This window comes from uncultured Thiohalocapsa sp. (assembly GCF_913062725.1).
Taxonomy (GTDB): Bacteria; Pseudomonadota; Gammaproteobacteria; order Chromatiales; family Chromatiaceae; genus Thiohalocapsa.
Map to the genome: position 1 here is coordinate 18,972 of NZ_CAJXWY010000012.1, position 18,305 is coordinate 37,276.

The 18,305-nt window shown below is 66.6% G+C and carries 14 protein-coding genes; 10 read left to right on the forward strand and 4 right to left on the reverse strand.

Features of this window, described 5'->3' with window-relative positions:
* The first annotated feature begins 3 nt into the window (after positions 1–3).
* The 5 genes from folC to QZ588_RS04870 all read left to right on the forward strand — a co-directional run bounded on the left by folC (position 4) and on the right by QZ588_RS04870 (position 5,783).
* Positions 4–1,341 (forward strand): bifunctional tetrahydrofolate synthase/dihydrofolate synthase, encoded by a 1,338-nt coding sequence (gene folC, locus QZ588_RS04850; RefSeq protein ID WP_295540543.1) that lies wholly within the window; start codon positions 4–6, stop codon positions 1,339–1,341.
* Between the two features lie 71 nt (positions 1,342–1,412).
* Positions 1,413–2,111 carry an SPOR domain-containing protein gene (locus tag QZ588_RS04855; RefSeq protein WP_295540452.1) on the forward strand — a complete coding sequence of 233 codons (699 nt, stop codon included), beginning with the start codon at positions 1,413–1,415 and terminating at the stop codon, positions 2,109–2,111.
* A 202-nt stretch (positions 2,112–2,313) separates the two neighbouring features.
* Complete coding sequence (locus tag QZ588_RS04860) at positions 2,314–2,805, forward strand: CvpA family protein (protein WP_295540453.1); 492 nt, start codon at positions 2,314–2,316, stop codon at positions 2,803–2,805.
* Between the two features lie 205 nt (positions 2,806–3,010).
* Positions 3,011–4,522, forward strand: coding sequence for an amidophosphoribosyltransferase (gene purF, locus QZ588_RS04865; protein WP_295540454.1), 1,512 nt, complete (start codon positions 3,011–3,013; stop codon positions 4,520–4,522).
* Positions 4,523–4,577: 55 nt separating this feature from the next.
* Entirely contained in the window at positions 4,578–5,783 is a 1,206-nt protein-coding gene (locus QZ588_RS04870) for an O-succinylhomoserine sulfhydrylase (protein WP_295540456.1), read from the forward strand.
* A 51-nt stretch (positions 5,784–5,834) separates the two neighbouring features.
* Here the strand turns inward: QZ588_RS04870 and QZ588_RS04875 are convergent, their stop codons facing one another.
* Complete coding sequence (locus tag QZ588_RS04875) at positions 5,835–7,145, reverse strand: dicarboxylate/amino acid:cation symporter (RefSeq protein WP_295540458.1); 1,311 nt, start codon at positions 7,143–7,145, stop codon at positions 5,835–5,837.
* 275 nt (positions 7,146–7,420) lie between these two features.
* On the opposite strand from QZ588_RS04875, the gene QZ588_RS04880 reads away from it, so the two are divergent.
* The 3 genes from QZ588_RS04880 to QZ588_RS04890 all read left to right on the forward strand — a co-directional run bounded on the left by QZ588_RS04880 (position 7,421) and on the right by QZ588_RS04890 (position 10,151).
* Positions 7,421–7,756 carry a hypothetical protein gene (locus tag QZ588_RS04880; RefSeq protein WP_295540459.1) on the forward strand — a complete coding sequence of 112 codons (336 nt, stop codon included), beginning with the start codon at positions 7,421–7,423 and terminating at the stop codon, positions 7,754–7,756.
* Between the two features lie 221 nt (positions 7,757–7,977).
* Positions 7,978–9,657, forward strand: coding sequence for a 2,3-bisphosphoglycerate-independent phosphoglycerate mutase (gpmI, locus tag QZ588_RS04885; RefSeq protein WP_295540461.1), 1,680 nt, complete (start codon positions 7,978–7,980; stop codon positions 9,655–9,657).
* A 179-nt stretch (positions 9,658–9,836) separates the two neighbouring features.
* Positions 9,837–10,151 (forward strand): hypothetical protein, encoded by a 315-nt coding sequence (locus tag QZ588_RS04890; RefSeq protein WP_295540463.1) that lies wholly within the window; start codon positions 9,837–9,839, stop codon positions 10,149–10,151.
* A gap of 188 nt (positions 10,152–10,339) precedes the next feature.
* Here the strand turns inward: QZ588_RS04890 and QZ588_RS04895 are convergent, their stop codons facing one another.
* Positions 10,340–11,347, reverse strand: coding sequence for a sodium-dependent bicarbonate transport family permease (locus QZ588_RS04895; RefSeq protein ID WP_295540465.1), 1,008 nt, complete (start codon positions 11,345–11,347; stop codon positions 10,340–10,342).
* Between the two features lie 410 nt (positions 11,348–11,757).
* Positions 11,758–13,059, reverse strand: a complete 1,302-nt coding sequence (locus QZ588_RS04900; RefSeq protein WP_295540467.1) for a hypothetical protein — start codon at positions 13,057–13,059, stop codon at positions 11,758–11,760.
* 307 nt (positions 13,060–13,366) lie between these two features.
* On the opposite strand from QZ588_RS04900, the gene QZ588_RS04905 reads away from it, so the two are divergent.
* Positions 13,367–14,692 carry an efflux RND transporter periplasmic adaptor subunit gene (locus tag QZ588_RS04905; RefSeq protein WP_295540468.1) on the forward strand — a complete coding sequence of 442 codons (1,326 nt, stop codon included), beginning with the start codon at positions 13,367–13,369 and terminating at the stop codon, positions 14,690–14,692.
* Positions 14,693–14,746: 54 nt separating this feature from the next.
* Entirely contained in the window at positions 14,747–17,920 is a 3,174-nt protein-coding gene (locus tag QZ588_RS04910) for an efflux RND transporter permease subunit (protein ID WP_295540470.1), read from the forward strand.
* An 87-nt stretch (positions 17,921–18,007) separates the two neighbouring features.
* Here QZ588_RS04910 and QZ588_RS04915 read toward each other — a convergent pair whose 3' ends face one another.
* Positions 18,008–18,208, reverse strand: coding sequence for a hypothetical protein (locus QZ588_RS04915; protein WP_295540472.1), 201 nt, complete (start codon positions 18,206–18,208; stop codon positions 18,008–18,010).
* Positions 18,209–18,305: the final 97 nt, after the last annotated feature.

Below are 18,305 nucleotides of genomic sequence, written 5' to 3' on the forward strand. Positions count from 1 at the left end.
CCGCTGGATCGCCGCCCCGGCGCGCCCAGTCCTTCCAGGCCCCACAGCCAAGCCGCTTCGCCGATGCGCTTCGATCAGCTCGCCGACTGGCTCGCCTGGCAGCAGACCCTGCACCCCAGTGCAATCGATCTGCGCCTGGAGCGGGTCGGGGCGGTTTGGGACACCCTCGGCCTTGGGCCCTTCGCCTGCCCGGTGGTCACCGTCGGCGGCACCAATGGCAAGGGCTCGGTGGTGGCCTGTCTGGACGCCATTTGTCGCGCCGCCGGTCATCGCACCTGCGCCTACACCTCGCCGCATCTGCTGCGCTACAACGAGCGTATCCGCCTCGACGGCGCCGATGCGACGGATGCCGCCATCTGCGATGCCTTTGCGCGCATCGACGCGGCACGTGGTGACCGTTCGCTCACCTATTTCGAGTTCGCCACCCTCGCCGCCCTGACGCTGTTCGCCGGGGCGGCACCGGACGTGGTGCTGCTGGAAGTGGGACTCGGCGGACGCCTGGACGCGGTGAACATCATCGATGCCGACGTCGCCGTCGTCACCAGTATCGGCCGCGATCACATGGCCTGGCTCGGGGAGACGCCGGCGCAGATCGCCGTTGAGAAGGCGGGTATCTTCCGGCCCGGCAGACCGGCGATCATCGGGCAGGCGGCGGCACCGCCGCGGCTGCGCGAGCGGGCGCTGGAGTTGGGTGCCGAGCCGCTGCAGTTGGGACGGGAGTTCCATTGGCGGCTCGATACCGGACAATGGGCCTGGCAGGGACCGCAGGATCGCCGCCGCGAGGCGTTGCCGGCGCCGGCGCTGCGCGGACGCTATCAGTACGACAATGCGTCCGCGGCGATTTGTGCCCTGGACTGTTTGCGCGAGCGCCTGCCGCTGGGCAACGCCGCATTGCGTCAGGGCCTGCAACGGGTGCGGCTGCCGGGGCGGTTCACGGTCCTGCCGGGCCGGCCCACCTGGGTGCTGGATGTGGCCCATAACGCCGAGGCGGCGCAGGTGCTGGCGCAAAACCTGGCAGCGCTGGGCTGTACTGGCCCGCGCCACGCGGTGGTCGGACTCTCCGCCGACAAAGAAGCCGTCGCCGTCACATCGGCATTGGCCCGGTGGGTGGATCGGTGGCATGTGGTGCGGGCACCGGGACCCCGCGGCATGGCCGAAGACGTGCTGGCGGGCGCCATTGCAGCCGCTATCCCGGGGGCGACGCCCCAAGCGCACGCCAGCCTCGATGCGGCGGTCGCGGCCATTCGTGGGGGCTTGGCCGAGGATGCCTGCGTCCTGGTGTTCGGGTCTTTCACCCTGGTCGAAGCGGCTCTGCGCAACGCTGCTATCGCTGCGGTATAATTGGCGCCAGCGTGCGGGGGCAGGGCGCACAAGCACATTTCCAACGCCGGATAAACCTTGGAGCCTCGTGAATGGATGAAGGTGCGAAAAGACGCCTGGTCGGCGCAGCGGTGCTCGTGGCGCTGATCGTGATCTTCGTGCCCATGTTGGTGGAGCAGCCCGATCCCGACGGCCTGGGCGAGCCCATCGTGATCCCCGACGAGCCGGAGGTGGAAATCGCAGGCCCGGCGGATGACGATGATGCCACAAGCGACGCGTCGCCGGCCGCGGCTGCAACCGAGGCGCTGACGGTGGACGAGGACTTCACGCCGCCCCTACCGGTGCCTGAGCCACCGCCCGGTGTGGTGTCGAGTCCGGTGCAGGCGAATGGGCCCGACGCGGAGGCCGGCACGATGCCGCCGCCGCCAGAGCCTCTGCCAGAACCGCCGCCAGAGCCTCTGCCAGAACCGCCGCCGGAGATCACACCAGAGTCCCCACCAGAGTCCCCACCGGAGCCGCCGCTGGCGGCCGAGCCGAATCCCGTGCCCGCGGGCACCGCTTCCTGGGTGGTGCAGGTGGCGAGTCTCGGCTCAGCCGATGCCGCCAAGGGGCTGCAGGACGAACTGCGCGGGGCGGGCTATACGGCCTTTGTGGAGCAGGCCACGGTTGACGGGAAGCGCTATTACCGCGTACGCGTCGGGCCCGAAGTCGAGCGCGCGCGCGCCGAGCGTCTGGCGACAGAGCTAGAGGGTGTCACGGGCAACAAGCCCCTGGTGCAACGTTACCCTTGAGCGTGCCGGCGCTCGCGAGACGGTCGAGAGGCTGCACCCGCGGCTCGCATACATGGCGCCCCGCCTGGACCGGGGTGCATGGACCGAGCGCACCTGTAGTCGATCGCCAACGCGCACTTGTGCTTGCGCCAGCGCAAGACGGGATGGTGCAAGACCGCGGGGCGCGCGCCCCGCACCAAAGGTTGAAGGCTGACGCCACATCATGATTTGGGTCGACTATGTCATCATCGGAGTCATCGCGCTGTCGGCCGTCATCGGTCTGGCGCGCGGCCTGATTCGAGAAGTCCTGGCCTTGGGCGTGTGGATCGCCGCACTGCTGGCGGCTTGGGTCTTCTATCGACCCGTGGCCGACGAGCTGACTCCCTGGCTGGCGACACCCTCGCTACGCATGGGCACTGCGGTGGTGATCATCGTGCTCGGCGTGCTGATCGCCGGCGCCATCCTCGGTTGGGTGTTGTCACTGTTGGTGGAGAAGACCGGTCTGACCGGCACCGACCGGCTGCTCGGGATGGTTTTCGGCGCGGGCCGTGGCGCAGTCCTGGTGGCGTTGCTCGTGTTCCTGGCATCCCTGACGCCGCTGATCGAGGATCCCTGGTGGTCCCAGTCGGCGCTGTTGCCCAAATTCCAACTGCTGGCGGACGCGATGCTGGATCTGATCCCGCCAGAGGTGACCCAGAGAATAAAATCCATCTGACCGAGCCCGCGGCGACGTCCGGCGCCGATGCCCCGACGCCGACCCCGGAACGCGGACGGCTTGGTTCGACCCTCAGGTGTGAGCTAGTCTTATGTCGTTGATATCGCCGACACCATTGTCCGCCGCCTGCGCCCCCCGCAGCGCTGTTGGATCGCCGCTCGACGGTCGCACCGGCGGTGTTTGCCGGATGCATGCGAGGTAAATCATGTGCGGTATCGTCGGCATCGTTGGCAAGCAGGCAGTCAACCAGTCCCTCTACGACGCCCTGTTGGTGCTGCAGCATCGCGGCCAGGACGCCGCGGGCATCGTCACCAGTGATGGCGACAAGCTGCACATGCGCAAGGATGCGGGTCTCACCCGGGACGTATTCGGCAACCGCCACATGCTGCAGCTCAAGGGCAACATGGGTGTGGGGCATGTGCGCTATCCCACCGCCGGGGTGTCCAGCTCCGCGGAGGCGCAGCCGTTCTATGTGAATTCACCCTACGGCATCGTCCTGGCCCACAACGGCAATCTCACCAACGCCGAAGAATTGAAGCAGGACGTCTTCGTCCAGGACCTGCGACACATCAACACCGAGTCCGACAGCGAGATCCTGCTCAACGTCTTCGCCCACGAGCTCCAGGCCCAGGATCGGCTGCGCATCGATGAGGACGACATCTTTCGCGCCGTGGAGGGCGTGCACCGGCGCTGCCGCGGCGGCTATGCGGCCGTGGCCATGATCCCGGGCTTTGGTCTGTTCGGCTTCCGCGATCCCTATGGCATCCGTCCCGTGGTCTACGGCAAGCGCGAGACCGACCGCGGCACCGAGTATATGATCGCCTCCGAGAGCGTGGCCCTCGACACCAACGGCTTCGAGCTCATCGATGACATTGCCCCCGGCGAATGCGTGCTGGTGGACGTGCGCGGCAACCTCTATCGGCATCAGTGTGCACAACAACCGGTGCTTTCGCCCTGCATTTTCGAATTCGTCTACTTCGCGCGGCCGGATTCCATCATCGATAATATTTCGGTGCACAAATCCCGCTCGCGGATGGGCAAGAAGCTCGCCGCAAAGATCAAGCGCGTCTGGCCGGAGCATGACATCGACGTGGTCATTCCGGTGCCGGACACCAGCCGCACCGCCGCGCTGCAGCTCGCCTACCAGCTCGGTGTGCCCTACGCCGAGGGCTTCATCAAGAACCGCTACATCGGCCGCACCTTCATCATGCCGGGGCAGCAGGTGCGCAAAAAATCCGTGCGCCAGAAGCTGAACGCCATCGACTTGGAATTTCGCAAGAAGAACGTACTGCTGGTGGATGACAGCATCGTCCGTGGCACCACGTCGCAGCAGATCATCCAGATGGCCCGGGACGCCGGCGCCAAGCGTGTCTATTTTGCCTCTGCGGCGCCGCCGGTGCGTTATCCTAACGTCTACGGCATCGACATGCCGGCGGCGAGCGAGCTCATCGCCCACAACCGCACCGAGGCGGATGTGGAGGCGGAGCTCGGCTGCGACCGGCTCATTTTCCAGGATCTGACCGACCTGATCGAAGCCATCCAAAAGCGGGGCAAGAGCCACGTCGACCGCTTCGACACCTCGGTCTTCGACGGCGTCTACGTCACCAACGACGTGACCGCAGACTACCTGCAAGCGCTGGAGCAGGTACGCAACGATGGCGCCAAGCGGCAGTCCCGCAGCGACGAGACGGTGCTCGAGCTGCACAACTCGGTGTAGCGCGCCCGCGCCGACAAGCGAGCGAAGGCAGCAAATCACAGAGACCGCCATCACCGTGCACGACGACGACTCCCAAGACGCGTCCTGGGGCCTGGCCACCCGCGCCCTGCGCACCGGCCATGCTCGCACCGCCGAGGGCGAGCACTGCGAGCCCATCTTTACCACGTCGAGCTACGTCTTCGCGAGCGCCGCTGAAGCAGCCGCGCGCTTCGCGGGCGAGGCGCCCGGCAACATCTACTCCCGCTTCACCAACCCCACGGTGCGCGCCTTCGAGCAGCGCCTGGCGGCGCTGGAGGGGGGCGCCGCCTGTGTCGCAACGGCCTCGGGCATGTCGGCCATCCTGGCCACCTGCATGGGGCTGCTGCAGGCCGGGGACCACTTGGTGGCATCCCGCAGCCTGTTCGGCAGCACCACCATGCTGTTCGATAAGTATCTGGCCCGCTTCGGCGTTGACACCAGCTATGTAAACCTGACGGATCGGGATGCCTGGGCGGCGGCCATCCGACCCAAGACCCGGCTCCTGTTCCTGGAGACGCCGTCCAACCCGCTCACCGAGATGGCCGAGATCGCCCCGCTGGCGGACTTGGCGCATGCCCATGGCTGTGCGCTGGTGGTGGACAATTGCTTCAGTACGCCGGTGCTGCAGCGGCCGCTGGACCTTGGCGCGGACCTGGTCATCCACTCCGCCACCAAGTATCTGGACGGGCAGGGGCGCTGTGTCGGCGGCGCGGTGGTGGGGGATGCCGAGCGCGTCGGCGCAGACATCTTCGGTGTCGTGCGCACGGCGGGGCCGTCCATGAGCCCCTTCAACGCCTGGGTCTTCCTCAAGGGGCTGGAAACCCTCGAGCTGCGCATGCACGCCCATGCGCAGGCGGCGTTGGCGCTGGCGCAGTGGCTGGATGGGCATCCGTCGGTGCAGCGTGTGCACTATCCCGGGCTCGCGTCGCATCCGCAGCATCACCTGGTGGGCCCGGGCCGGCAGCAGCACAGCGGCGGCGGCATCGTCGCCTTCGAAGTGCGCGGCGGGCGGGCCGCCGCCTGGCGGGTCATCGACGCCACGCGCCTGTGCTCCATCACGGCCAATCTGGGTGACACCAAGACCACCATCACCCATCCCGCCACCACCACCCATGGCCGCCTGAGCGCCGAGGCCCGGGCCAGCGCCGGCATCGGCGAGGGGCTGATCCGCCTCGCCGTGGGCCTGGAATGCGTGGCGGATATCCAGGCCGATCTGGCGCGCGGCCTGGAGCCGCAGCCCTGAGATCGAGCGCCCCCGGCGCCGATACGGGTGCTGGGCCGGGGGCTGGTCCAGCTACTGGGTTGGCGTCTGCGCCCACTCCGGCTGCGGCGGTCCGTCCTCCAAAATGCCGGTTTCGCCCTCGGACTTGGCGATGATGACCGCACCCGCGGAGTCGCTGGTGACATTGACCGCCGTGCGCATCATGTCGAGGATGCGGTCCACCGCCAGGATCAGTCCGACGCCCTCCAGCGGCAGCCCCACGGCCGTGAGGATGATGGAGATGGCCACCAGGCTCGCCGCCGGGATGCCGGCGACGCCGATGGAGGTGAGCAGCGCCAGCAGGACCACGATGAACTGGGTCGCCAGGGAGAGCTCGATGCCGTAGGCCTGGGCGATGAACATGACGGCCACGCACTCGTACAGCGCCGTGCCGTCCATGTTGATCGTAGCCCCCAGCGGCAGCACGAAGCTGGTGGTCTTGTTGGAGACGCCGGCGTTCTTCTCGACACAGTCCATGGTCACCGGCAGCGTCGCCGACGACGAGGCCGTCGAGAAGGCGGTGAGCAGGGCCGGGCTGACGGCGCGGTAGTGTCGGATGGGCTGCACGCCACCGAGAAAGCGCAGCAGCAGCGGCAGGGTGATGAAAAAGTGGATGGCGAGGGCCGCGACCACGCTGAAGAAAAAGGCCACCAGCGGCACGAAGGCCGCCAGCCCCGTTTCGGCGACGGTTGCCGCCACCAGCGCAAAGACGCCGATGGGGGCGAATCGCATCACCAGGTCGGTGATGCGCATCATGATCTCGAACATGCCGTTCCAGAAGTTGTACTGGGCCTCGGCGTACTGGTTGGGGATGCGGGTCAGGAAGAAGCCGTAGAGCAGGCTGAAGAAGATGAGCCCGAGCATCTGCCCCTGGCTCGCCGCCGCCACGACATTGGTCGGGATCATGCGCAAAAAGATGGCGACGATGTCATCGGCACCCTTGTCGCCGAGCTGCTCTTGCAGTGCGGCGCCATCGCTGCTCAGGCCAAAGACCTCCTCGGGTGACCCCTCGACGACGCCGGGCTGCACCAGATTCACGACCATGAGACCCACGAGGATGGCCAGCGTACTGGTCATGGCGTAGTAGCCGAGGGTCTTGCCGCCGAGGCGCCCGAGGTCCTCGGAATCGCCGATGCCGGCGACACCGATGATGATCGACGAGACGATCAAGGGCACGATCAGCATTTTCAGCGCATTGAGGAACAGCTGGCCGACGAATGTCAGGGCGCTGGCGAGGTCGAGGCCCAGCAGCATGCCGTCGGCACCGACCATCAAGCCCACGACGATGGCGAGCCCGAGGGCGATGAGAATCTGCCAGTGCAGCTTCAGCTTCATGAGGGCCATGAGAAACTCCCGGTAAGACAACCCAGGCGCGCGGCAGACGCGTGCGCGCATGCAAAAACACCGGCGCAGATTACCCGATGCACGGCGGCGGCGGAACGGTGGCGTTGCGGGCCTTTGCGGATATTGGCGGCCCGCCTCGTCGTGACGGTCGTAGCGCTTCCCGCCAAGGCTGTGAGGATGCTATACTTGTAGGCTTGAGTCGGAGATCTTAACCGCGCTCGGGCCCGAGCCTCATCTTCGGGCGCTTCCGCGATGAATGGCGGTGAGCCCATGCCATGCAGTTCCGCGTCTTCTATCTGATCAATCGCTCGGGCGAGTGCGTGTCTTCGACCAGTGCCGTGGCGATGACACCCAAGACCATTTGCGAGCAAATGCTCGATCGCCTGCAGTCCGAGGACGACTACCTGGGCATCCTCGATGCCGAGGACACCACCCTCCAGGTGCTGCCCGAGCCCGACCAAGAGCGCTATTACGTCGAAGTCCCCATCGACGCCGCCAAGGCCTCCTTCGGTCGCTATGTCACCCGCGCCGAGCTCGAAGAACTGGTGCTGAGCCTGCCGCCCACCTTCGACGAGCGCAGTATCCCCGGTCTCACCTACCGTCCCTGGTGACGCGTCACCGAGGTGCGCTTTCAGCCGCGGCCGATTCCGGCTCAGAGCCAGCCCGCAGGCGCGCTCGCTTTGAAGACTCCTTTTCGTGTTAAAAGTGCTGATTCCGTGTCCATCGCGATGGGTCCGAATCACATGCCACGGTCATCAGCGGCGGTGCGCCCCACCGATGAGCGATAGAATTTCCGGTGATTGTCCTGCCTCGCTTATGGAGACACACCGGTATGACCACACTCGAACCTTGGCACCAGGGTTACACGCCACCCACCGGCCCCGTCGTGCTCGTCGTGATGGACGGCATCGGTCTGGCCCCGCCCAACGACGGCAACGCCGTCGCTCAGGCCCATATTCCCACGCTGCGGCGGTTGTGGCGGGAGCATAGCTCCCTGCAACTGGCCGCCCACGGCACCGCCGTCGGCTTGCCGACCGACAAGGACATGGGCAACTCCGAGGTGGGCCATACCATTTTGGGGGCCGGTCGGGTGCTGCCCCAGGGCGCCTCGCTGGTGCAACGGGCCATCCAGGACGGCTCGCTGTTCAGCGGTGAGACCTGGCAGCAGGTGATCGCCAAGTGCACGGGACCGCAGGCGGGCACCCTGCATCTGATCGGACTCCTGTCGGACGGTAACGTCCACTCCCACATCGACCATCTGTTCGCCCTGCTGCGGCAGGCCGATGCCGCCGGCATCGCCCGCGTGCGTGTGCATCCATTGCTGGACGGCCGCGATGTCGAGCCGCATTCGGCGCTGCGCTATCTCGATAAGCTGGAGACACTGCTCGCGGAAATGTCCCGTGGGGCCGACCGCGACTACCGGATCGCCTCCGGCGGCGGGCGCATGCGCACCACCATGGATCGCTATTGGGAGCACCCGAGTGTCGTCGAGGCGGGCTGGAAGGCGCATGTGCTGGGCGTGGGTCCCGGGGTTTCGAGTGCCCGTGAGGCGGTGGAACGGGCTTATGCGCAGCGGGTGACTTCCGACCAGCAAATTCCACCCTTCGTGGTGGTGGATGCCGACGCAGAGCCCGTCGGCGCCATGGCCGACGGGGACGCCGTGGTGCTGTTCAACTTCCGTGGTGACCGTGCCATCGAGTTGTCGGCGGCATTCGAGCAGGAGCGCTTCGACTTCTTCGAGCGTGGCCGCAGACCGGACGTGCTCTTCGTGGGCATGCTCCAGTATGACGGCGATCTCAAGCTGCCGCGCCATTGCCTGTTGGTGCCGCCCACCATCAACAACACCATGATCGAACTGCTGAGCGGCGCCGGCGTCCCCAGCTACCATGTCGCCGAGAGCTCGAAATTCGGCCATGTGAGCTACTACCTGTTCGGAATGCGCGCCAAGCCGTTCGCCCACGCCACGGTGCATGAGGTCAGCTCCGGTGGCCTGGACCCCGCCGAGCACCCGGAAATGAAGGCCGCCGACGTGGCGGACGACGTGATCGCTGCGATCGACGCCGGGCGCTACCGACTCATCGTGGTCAATTTTGCCAACGGTGACATGGTGGGTCACACGGGCAATCTGCCGGCCGCCGTCAAGGCCGTGGAGGCGGTGGACGCGGCCCTCACCCGCATCCATCATGCCGTGCACAATCGTGCAGGTGTGCTGGTGATTACCGCCGACCACGGCAATGCCGAGGAGATGCTGCAGTGGAGTGCCAAGACCGCGGCGTTCAAGCGCGACGCCGACGGCAACCTGATTGCCAAGACCAGTCATACGCTGAATCTGGTGCCCTTCCTCATCGTCGACCAGCGCCAAACGCCCGGCTACGCCGTGCGCCGAGACCTGGCCCGGCCCGGACTGGCCAATGTTGCGGCCACGGTGCTCAACCTCCTGGGCTATGCGGCGCCGGTACCCTACGAGGGCTCGTTGATTCGCCCGATGACGGAGCACGCCGATGCCGGGTGAGGGTCGCCTGCGCCGCATGGCATTGGCGCCTTCACCACGTGTCATGAATATCGACGTCTCAGTCATGAATGTCGAATATGCTGCGCTTGACGCCGGACGGGTGCGAGGCTAGCTTGCACTTGACGGCGCATGTCTCTCATTCGACGGGCGCAGGGTAAATTCAGCAAGAGGCAATCGCAATGACCCAGCAGGCCAGCAAGCTCGTGATCGTCACAGAGAAGTTACTGCTGAAAGAGATCGCCAAGATCATCGACGCCGCCGGTGCCACTGGCTACACGGTGGTGGCGGCGGGTGGTAAAGGTAGCCGGAATATCCGCTCATCGGGACAGCCGGCGGTGTCCGATACCTTCTCCAATGTCAAGATCGAGGTTCTGACGGCGAGCCGCGATGTCGCGCTGCAGATCTCGGATACGGTGGCGAAACAGTTCTTCGATAACTATTCCGGTATCACCTACATTCATGAAGCCGAGGTGCTCCGGGCGCACAAGTTCTGAGCCCCCGCCGCATCACAAGACGGTGTGAGCCGGGCCAAGCGCCCGGCTTTTTGTGTGGCTCGCCGCGGGCAGTGGTCAGCGCGCCAGAGAAAACGCGCCCATGCCCGCGGGGAGCGGACATGGGCTGGCGGGTCGTGATCGTATACGGCGCCGATGAACCCGGGCCGCAGTCGCTCATGCGCGGAACATCAACCGCCCATCAGAGCCTGCGCCAGACCGATGTAGAGCGGGATACCCAGGGCGATGGCCACCGGTGTGCCCACCGCGGTGGAGGCGCCCACATAGGCGGACGGGTTGGCGGTGGGAATGCCGGCACGCAGTGTCGGCGGACCGGAGATGTCGGAGCTGGAGCCGGCGATGACGGCCAGCACCACGACGCCGCCGGGGCTGAAGCCGGTGGTGACATGCGCAATCCAGCCGAGTCCGAAGGCGATGAGGCCATGGGTGAGCGGCGCGACGACGGCATACACCGCGTACCAATGTGCCACCCGGCGCAGCTCGTTCACGCGCGCCCAGGCTTCCATCCCCATCACCAGCATCAGCACCGACAGCAGGCCGCGGAAGAGGGGCTCGAAGAAGCTGTCGTAGACCGGTGCTGGGTTGGTGATCAGGCCGAGGGCAATGCCGAGCAGCAGTGCCGATAAGGCTGAGCCCTGCAGACTCTCTTTGACGATGGGCCAGATTCTCACGGATTCACCGCGCCCGCCCCGTTGCTTGTTCAGATAGATGCTGGCGAGCACGATAGCGGTCACCAAAGCCGGGATATCCATGAACGGATAAAGGGCGACGGACCAGGCTTCGTAGGGGATGTTCTCCGATTCCAGCACCGCCAACGCCGCCGCTAACGTCGAGCCGCTGACGGCCCCGAACAGACCGGCGGTGGCGATACCATCCTCTTTTTTGATATTGGGCAGCATGGCCAGGGTATAACGCCCGATCACGACGATGAGCACGCCCATGGCCACCGCGAAGATCATCGGCAGCAGCATTTCACCCAGCTCGGCCTCGCGGATCTTCATGCCGCCTTTGAGACCGACCTTCATGAGCAGCATGAAGACGATGAACTTGTAGATGGCATCGGGAATCTCGAGCCGGCTGCCGAGTGCGGCGATGATCATGCCGCCGAGCAGGAACCCGAGTGTCGGCGACTGCAATTGCGAGGCGAAGCGCATCAAAAAATCCAACAGCGCGTCCACGTTGTCACTCCTCTGAAGTCAAGATCATTGGAATCAGGCCACGAGGCCATGGCCTCCTCAACGCCTGGGCGAATGGATACATGCAGGCCGCGGTGCACCGGTGGGCGCGATGGCCATTGCGGTGCAGATCGCCTGGCACTCGTGGCCGAAGATAAGGATTCATGGAGCGAAGCGCAAATAGTTTTTGGAATCAGCGCGAAAGCATTGTCAATGCCTGGTCAATGCCATTAACGAGCGTTTATTGATTCGCAAAAACCGAGCATTAGCGCGGAGAAAAGCGTTTGAGACGACAGCAGGCAGCGCCAATGTTGCGGCGGCGGCGCAGGCTGTCTGTCGCTGCGGCGGTGAGGGCGGTCCGCGGCCGAGACGCCGGCCGCCGGCCGGGTCTGTCTGGCCGGCGAGGGTCGCGGCTACATCAGGTTGTCGCGGAGATCGCCGTAGGGGGTACGGTCGCGGAAGAAATACTCGTACATCAGGGGGACGCCGTCCTGCTGGTAGAGCAAATCGGCCTCGTCGAGGATACGATGGGCGTTGCCGGGAATCACCTGAGCGTTGCGGGCCACGAACAACAAGGCGCCGGGAAGGTAGCTGAGCAGCTTGCCGGTATCCGCGCTGGAGAGGTCCTCGATCCACGGCGGCAGATCGCGTGGAACGATGCCGAGCCTGGGCGCCGGTCCCAGGTCGTGCGCCGCGTGCAGCCGCAACAGAGCGAACTGTACGACGCCGAGGGAGTAGGTGATGCAGGAGCGCTCCAGCAATTGGTAGGAGAGGTCGGCTTTGCCCATCAGATGGGTCAGCGGATCATCCGGTAACGCCGACAAGGACAGGGCGGCGGCGATGGCCGCCTGATCGGCGGGCGAGAAGTCCGTCAGGGCGTCGGCATGCGGCAGCTCGAGGTCGCCGTCGTCGATCATGGCTGCGACGGTCCGGCGTGCGAGGGCATCGCCCATCAGGAGTCCGGTCATGAGCAGCGTCGCCTCGGCGTCGCCGGTGTCTGGCAGCTTGAGTGGGTAGCAGCGCCAGGGATTGCCGCGCAGGGCGTCGCCCAGCCATCGGGTGCGCCCGCTGTAGGCGCGGGCGGTGAGGGCGTAGGTGTCGGGATTCATGCCGGCGACCGGATCGTAACGGGTGCGCGGCGGCCGCCAGGCCTCCCAGCTCAGCACCAGATCGTCCAGCGCTCGCAGCAGGCGCTGGGGGCGGCCGTCGCGGCCGAGCACGACGGGTCGCGCGTCCTTGGCGAAAACAAAGCGCAGCTGCGCGTGCCCCATGGCCGTGTCCTTGCCTCGGGCATTGCGATCGGGCGTCAGGCACCACTGCACGTCCGTCACGCCGCGCAGCGGTATTTCCACGGTCCCGAGAAGATTCTCGCCGGCGGTGGGGTTGCCGCCGACCGAGACGTTGCGCACCCGCACCTGCGCAAACGGCCCATCCGGCACGCTGCGCTCCCAGTCCACGAAGAACGGAACCATGCTCAGCGCCAGGCCGTTCGGCAGCGCGTCCTCGGGCACGTCCACCAAAAAGAGCGGCGCCGGGTCGCGGCCCCAGTTCAGCAGGTCCAGCGGTGAGCGCTCGCGAGCCTCCCGGGTGTCCGGCTGCGCCAGGCGGGGCACCGGCGGTGCCGGCGTGTCCAGCGGCGGGGGAGTGAGCCACAGGACGAGACCGGCGAAGATGCCGATGAAGATGATCATCAGGTGCTGCGCACGTCGGGTCATGGAGCGCTCGGGGGATACGTGGGCATGGCCGGTCTGGGCGCAGTGTACTGCGCGTCGTCATCGCCCGGGTCAGGCGGTCGGTTGAGTGCGCTGGCCGGCGGCTGGACGGTGGTATGCTTCACCGGCGTGGGGCCCGTCTTCACCGGTGTCAGCGCGCCCCGCCACCCGCCTGGATCAAGCGCCCGCGACGCGGCGCCACCACCGAACCCGAGGGATTCACGCCATGTCGCTCATCGCCGCCCGCTTAGTTGGCGCCGAGGCCGACCGACACCGGCGGCATCGCGTGTGCCTGGGGTGCGGCAGCGCCATGATCGCTGCCCTCCTGTCGCTCGCAGGCTGTGGCGCCGGCGAGCCGGCTCAGCAGGCCGCGGAACCACCGACGGTGGGCGTGATCGAGGTGGGCGAAGAGAAGGTCAATCCGTTCTTCGAGTTCGTCGGCAAGACGCAGGCGGTGGCATCGGTGCAGCTGCGCGCCCGTGTGACGGGCTTTTTGCAAGCGCGCAGCTTCACCGAGGGCGCAGACGTGACGCGGGGGCAGGTGCTGTTGCGCATCGAGCCGGACCAGTACCGGGCCACGCTGGCGCAAATGGAGGCGGCGTTGAGCGCCGCCGAGGCGTCGCTGAACCGCGCCCGGGTGGATCTGGCCCGCTATCGCGAGCTGCGCAAGAACAATAACGTCAGCCAGCAGGAGGTGGACAAGATCCAGGCTGAAGTGCTGGTGCAGGAGGCGGCGGTGGAAACCGCCAAGGCCGACATCGAGAAGGCGCGCCTCAACGTCGACTACACCGAGATCACAGCCCCCATCGCCGGGCGCATCGACCTGGCGGCCTTCGATGTCGGCAACCTCATCGGTCCGGAGTCCGGAGTGCTCGCCACCATCAACCGCATGGACCCGATTCGGGTGAGCTTCGCGCTGGCGGAGACCTGGTATCTGGACATCCTGCGCACGGCGCAGGCGCAGCAGCGCGACGAGGGCGCGCCGCAGGCGGCGGTCTACGTGCCCTTGCTGCGGCTGTCCGATGGTCAGCTGTACGAGCATCCGGGCCGCTTCGATTTCATCGACAATAAGGTGGACGAGGCGACGGGCACGGTGACCATCCGCGCCGAGTTCCCGAACCCGGATCGTATCCTGCTGCCGGGACAGTTCGTCACCGTGGTCATCGAGCGCCGGGATGCGGTGGATGCCGTCATGATCCCCCAGGCCGCCATGCTGACGGATCAGGGTGGCAGTTATGTGCTGGCGGTGAACGACGCGAACGTGATCGAGACCCGGCGCATCCGCACCGGCCAACGCTTCGGGCCGAATGTGGTGGTGGAGACGGGCCTTGCGCCGGGCGAGCATGTGGTGCTCTATGGCATCCAGAAGGTGCGTCCGGGCCTCACGGTGAAGCCCGAGCGCATGGCATCGCCGTCGGACCCCATGGACACATCGGAGCACGACGGGGTCGGCGTGAGTGCCGCCGCCGACGCCGAGACAGTGGCTGCCGCTGCCGTCGGTGCCGGCGAAACCCCGCGTGACGAGGGCGCCGCGGACGGGGCAGCAGCCCCGGGCGAAGCAGCTGCAAGCGCCGGCGCGGCATCTGGGGACGACCCATCGGACGGTGGGCGGGCAAGCGGGGCGGCGGCCGAGTAGTCGGCATTCGCTGCAACCAGCCACACCGCGCCACGCCGCCCGGAGAGCCGCCCGATGCCCCTGTCCAAATTCTTCATCACCCGGCCGAAGTTTGCCTTCGTCATCTCCATCGTCATCACGTTGGCGGGGCTGCTGGCGCTGATGGGCCTGCCGGTGGCCCAGTTCCCGGAGATCACACCGCCGACGGTGAGCGTGGGCACCCAGTATCCGGGTGCCAGCGCGGACGTGGTGGAGCAGACCATCGCCGCGCCCATCGAGCAGGAGGTCAACGGCGTCGAGGGCATGCTCTATATGTCGAGCAAGTCCGACAACGACGGCCGCTACAGCCTGACGGTGACTTTCGAGATCGGCACCGACGCCGACATGGCGCAGGTGAAGGTGCAAAACCGCGTGGCCACGGCCATGCCCAAGCTGCCCCAGGAGGTGCAGCGCCAGGGCGTGAAGACCGAGAAGCAGTCGACGAACATGCTGTTGATCGTGAACCTGTTCTCGCCCAACGAGACGTTGGATGCCCTGTTTCTGAACAATTACGCGACGATCAACGTCAAAGACCCCCTCGGGCGCGTGGAGGGCGTCGGCAAAGTCGAGATCATGGGCGTGATGGACTACGGCATGCGCTTCTGGCTGAAGCCGGACCGCATGACGGCGCTCGGCGTGAGCGTCAGCGACATCCAGCACGCCGTCGCCGAGCAGAACGTGCAGGTGCCGGCGGGTCAGATCGGCGCACCGCCGGCGCCGACGGACCAGCAGTTCCAGTACACGGTGACCACCAAGGGACGGCTGTCGGAGGTGGAGGAGTTCGCCAACATCGTCATCCGCATGCAGCCGGATGGCTCCGCAATCCGCATCCGGGATGTGGCGCGTGTGGAGCTGGGCGCCCAGGGCTATTCCGCCAACGGGCGGCTGGACGGTCAGCCGTCGGTGGTGCTCGCCGTCTACCAGACGCCGGACGCCAACGCGCTCGCCACCGCCGACGGCGTCAAGGCCGCCCTCGACGAGCTCGGCGAGCGTTTCCCCGACGATCTCGACTACGCGATTTTGTACGACACGACGAACTTCATCGAAGCGTCCATCAGCGAGGTGATCGCCACGCTGTACATTGCGGTGGCGCTGGTGGTGCTGGTGGTGTTCCTGTTCCTGGGCGACTGGCGCTCGACGCTGATCCCCGGCATCGCCATCCCGGTCTCGCTGATCGGCACCTTTGCGCTGCTGGCGGTCTTTGGCTTCACGCTGAACACCATTGTGCTGTTCGCGCTGATCCTGGCCATCGGCATCGTCGTGGACGACGCGATCATCGTGGTGGAGAACGTGCAGCGGCTGATGGACGAGGAGGGGCTCGCGCCCAAAGCCGCCACCGCCAAGGCCATGGATCAGGTGGGCGGTGCGGTGGTGGCCACCACCCTGGTGCTGCTGGCGGTGTTCGTCCCCGTCACCTTCATGCCCGGTATCACGGGGCAGCTCTACAAGCAGTTCGCGGTGACCATCTCCGTCGCCGTCACCATCAGCTCCATCAATGCGCTGACGCTGAGCCCGGCGCTCTGCTCGGTGCTGCTGAAGCGCGGGCAGGAGCCGCTCAGGTGGCTGAACGGGTTCAACGTCGGCTTCGGGAAGCTCACCCGCGGCTATACCGCCGCGGTGCAGATGACGCTGCGGCGAGCGGCGCTCATCGCCTTGCTCTATGTCGGTCTCATCGCCACGACGGCCTGGATGTTCGCGAGCCTGCCGTCGGGCTTCCTGCCTGAGGAAGACCAAGGCTATTTCTTCATCGAAGTGCAGCTGCCGGATGCGGCATCGCTCACCCGCACCGAGACGGCGCTGGAGCGGCTGGAGCAGCAGCTGCTCGCGATCCCGGGCGTGACCAACATCATTTCGGTGTCGGGATTTTCGCTGCTGAACAGCGCCTTCGGCTCCAACAGCGCGTTGGTGATCCCCATTCTCGCGCCCTGGGACGAGCGCCAGGCGCCGGCGCTGCGCCTGCGCTCCATTGTCCATCAGACCCGCGCCATCGCCGCCGACACCGCGGATGCCAACATCATCCCCTTCGTGCCGCCGGCGATTCCCGGGCTCGGCGCCTCCGGCGGCTTCTCGTTCGTGCTGCAGGACTACACCGGCGGCGACATCCAGGACTTCGCGGCGGTGATGCGGGGCTTCGTCGTCGCCGCCAATACGCGGCCCGCCGTGGGCGCCGCATACAGCACCTTCCGCGCCGACGTGCCCATGCTGTATCTGGACGTGAACCGCGATAAGGTGCAGACGCTGCAGGTGCCCTTGAGCGAGCTGTTCACCACGCTTCAGGCCCAGCTCGGCGCCAGTTACATCAACGACTTCAACAAGTTTGGACGCACCTGGCGGGTCTTGGCCCAGGCCGAAGGGGAATTCCGCAACCAACCCACGGACATACTCCGACTGTTCGTGCGAAGCCGCGGCGGCGAGATGGTGCCGGTGGCGACGCTGGCCGAGGTGGAGACGCGCACGGGACCGCAGATCATCTCGCGGTACAACCTGTTCCGCTCCGCCGAGATTTCCGGCGACGCCGCCGCCGGCTTCAGCTCCGGGCAGGCCATCGCCGGCATGGAGCAGGCGGCGGCGGCGGACCTGCCCGCCGGCTATGGCTACGAGTGGACCAGCATGAGCTTTCAGGAGATTCAGGCGGCGGGGCAGGCGCCCATCATCTTCGCGCTCGCACTGATCTTCGTGTACCTGTTTCTGGTGGCGCAGTACGAGAGCTGGTCCATCCCCTTCGCGGTGCTGCTGGCGGTGCCAGTGGCTGTTTTCGGCGCGCTGGCGGCCACCGGGGCGGCGGGCCTGGACATCAATCTGTACACCCAGATCGGGCTCATCATGCTCATCGGCCTCGCGGCCAAGAACGCCATCCTGATCGTGGAGTTCGCCAAAGAGCAGCGCGAGACCGAGGGGCTGTCCATCGTCGAGGCCGCACTCAAGGCCGCGCGTCTGCGCTTTCGCGCCGTGATGATGACCGCGCTCTCCTTCCTGCTGGGGATCGTCCCGCTCGTGGTGGCCAGTGGCGCCGGCGCCGGCTCCCGCGTGGCGCTGGGCACCGCCGTCTTCGGCGGTATGCTCGCCGCCACCGTGGTCGGCATCCTGCTCATCCCGGTCACCTACTTCGTCGTGCAGACCCTCCGCGAGCAGGTCAACGCACTGCTCGGCGGCAAGCGTCAGCAAACCGCACCCAAGCCCGCCGGCGAACCCGCTGAGACAAGCCGTTAGGGCGCGCGGGCGCTGGCCCTGCCTGGCCCCGGGCAAGGTCCACGGGCGCGCCGTTGGCGTGTGGGTCCGTGGTCGACCGCTCGTGTGTCACCCGTCGGCGTCGGCTCGGGTGCAGCCGCGTGATTGTTCTTTGGTGTCGACTTCGGCCGCGTCGGCTTCGTCGGCCTGGCGCTTGGCTTCCCGCTCGGCTTTGAGCTTTTTCAGCTTCTGCTGCTGGGAGACGTAGAACCAGGCAACGGCGCCGATGATGACGAGGAACTCGATGCCTTTGAGGGCGCTTGAGTCCATGGGCTGAATCCTCCGGGTGGGTTATTGACGGGCGCTGACCGAGACGGCGCCCCAGCCTCCGTAGTGAGGCGCGCGGACTCTGCGTCAAGCCGGCGGC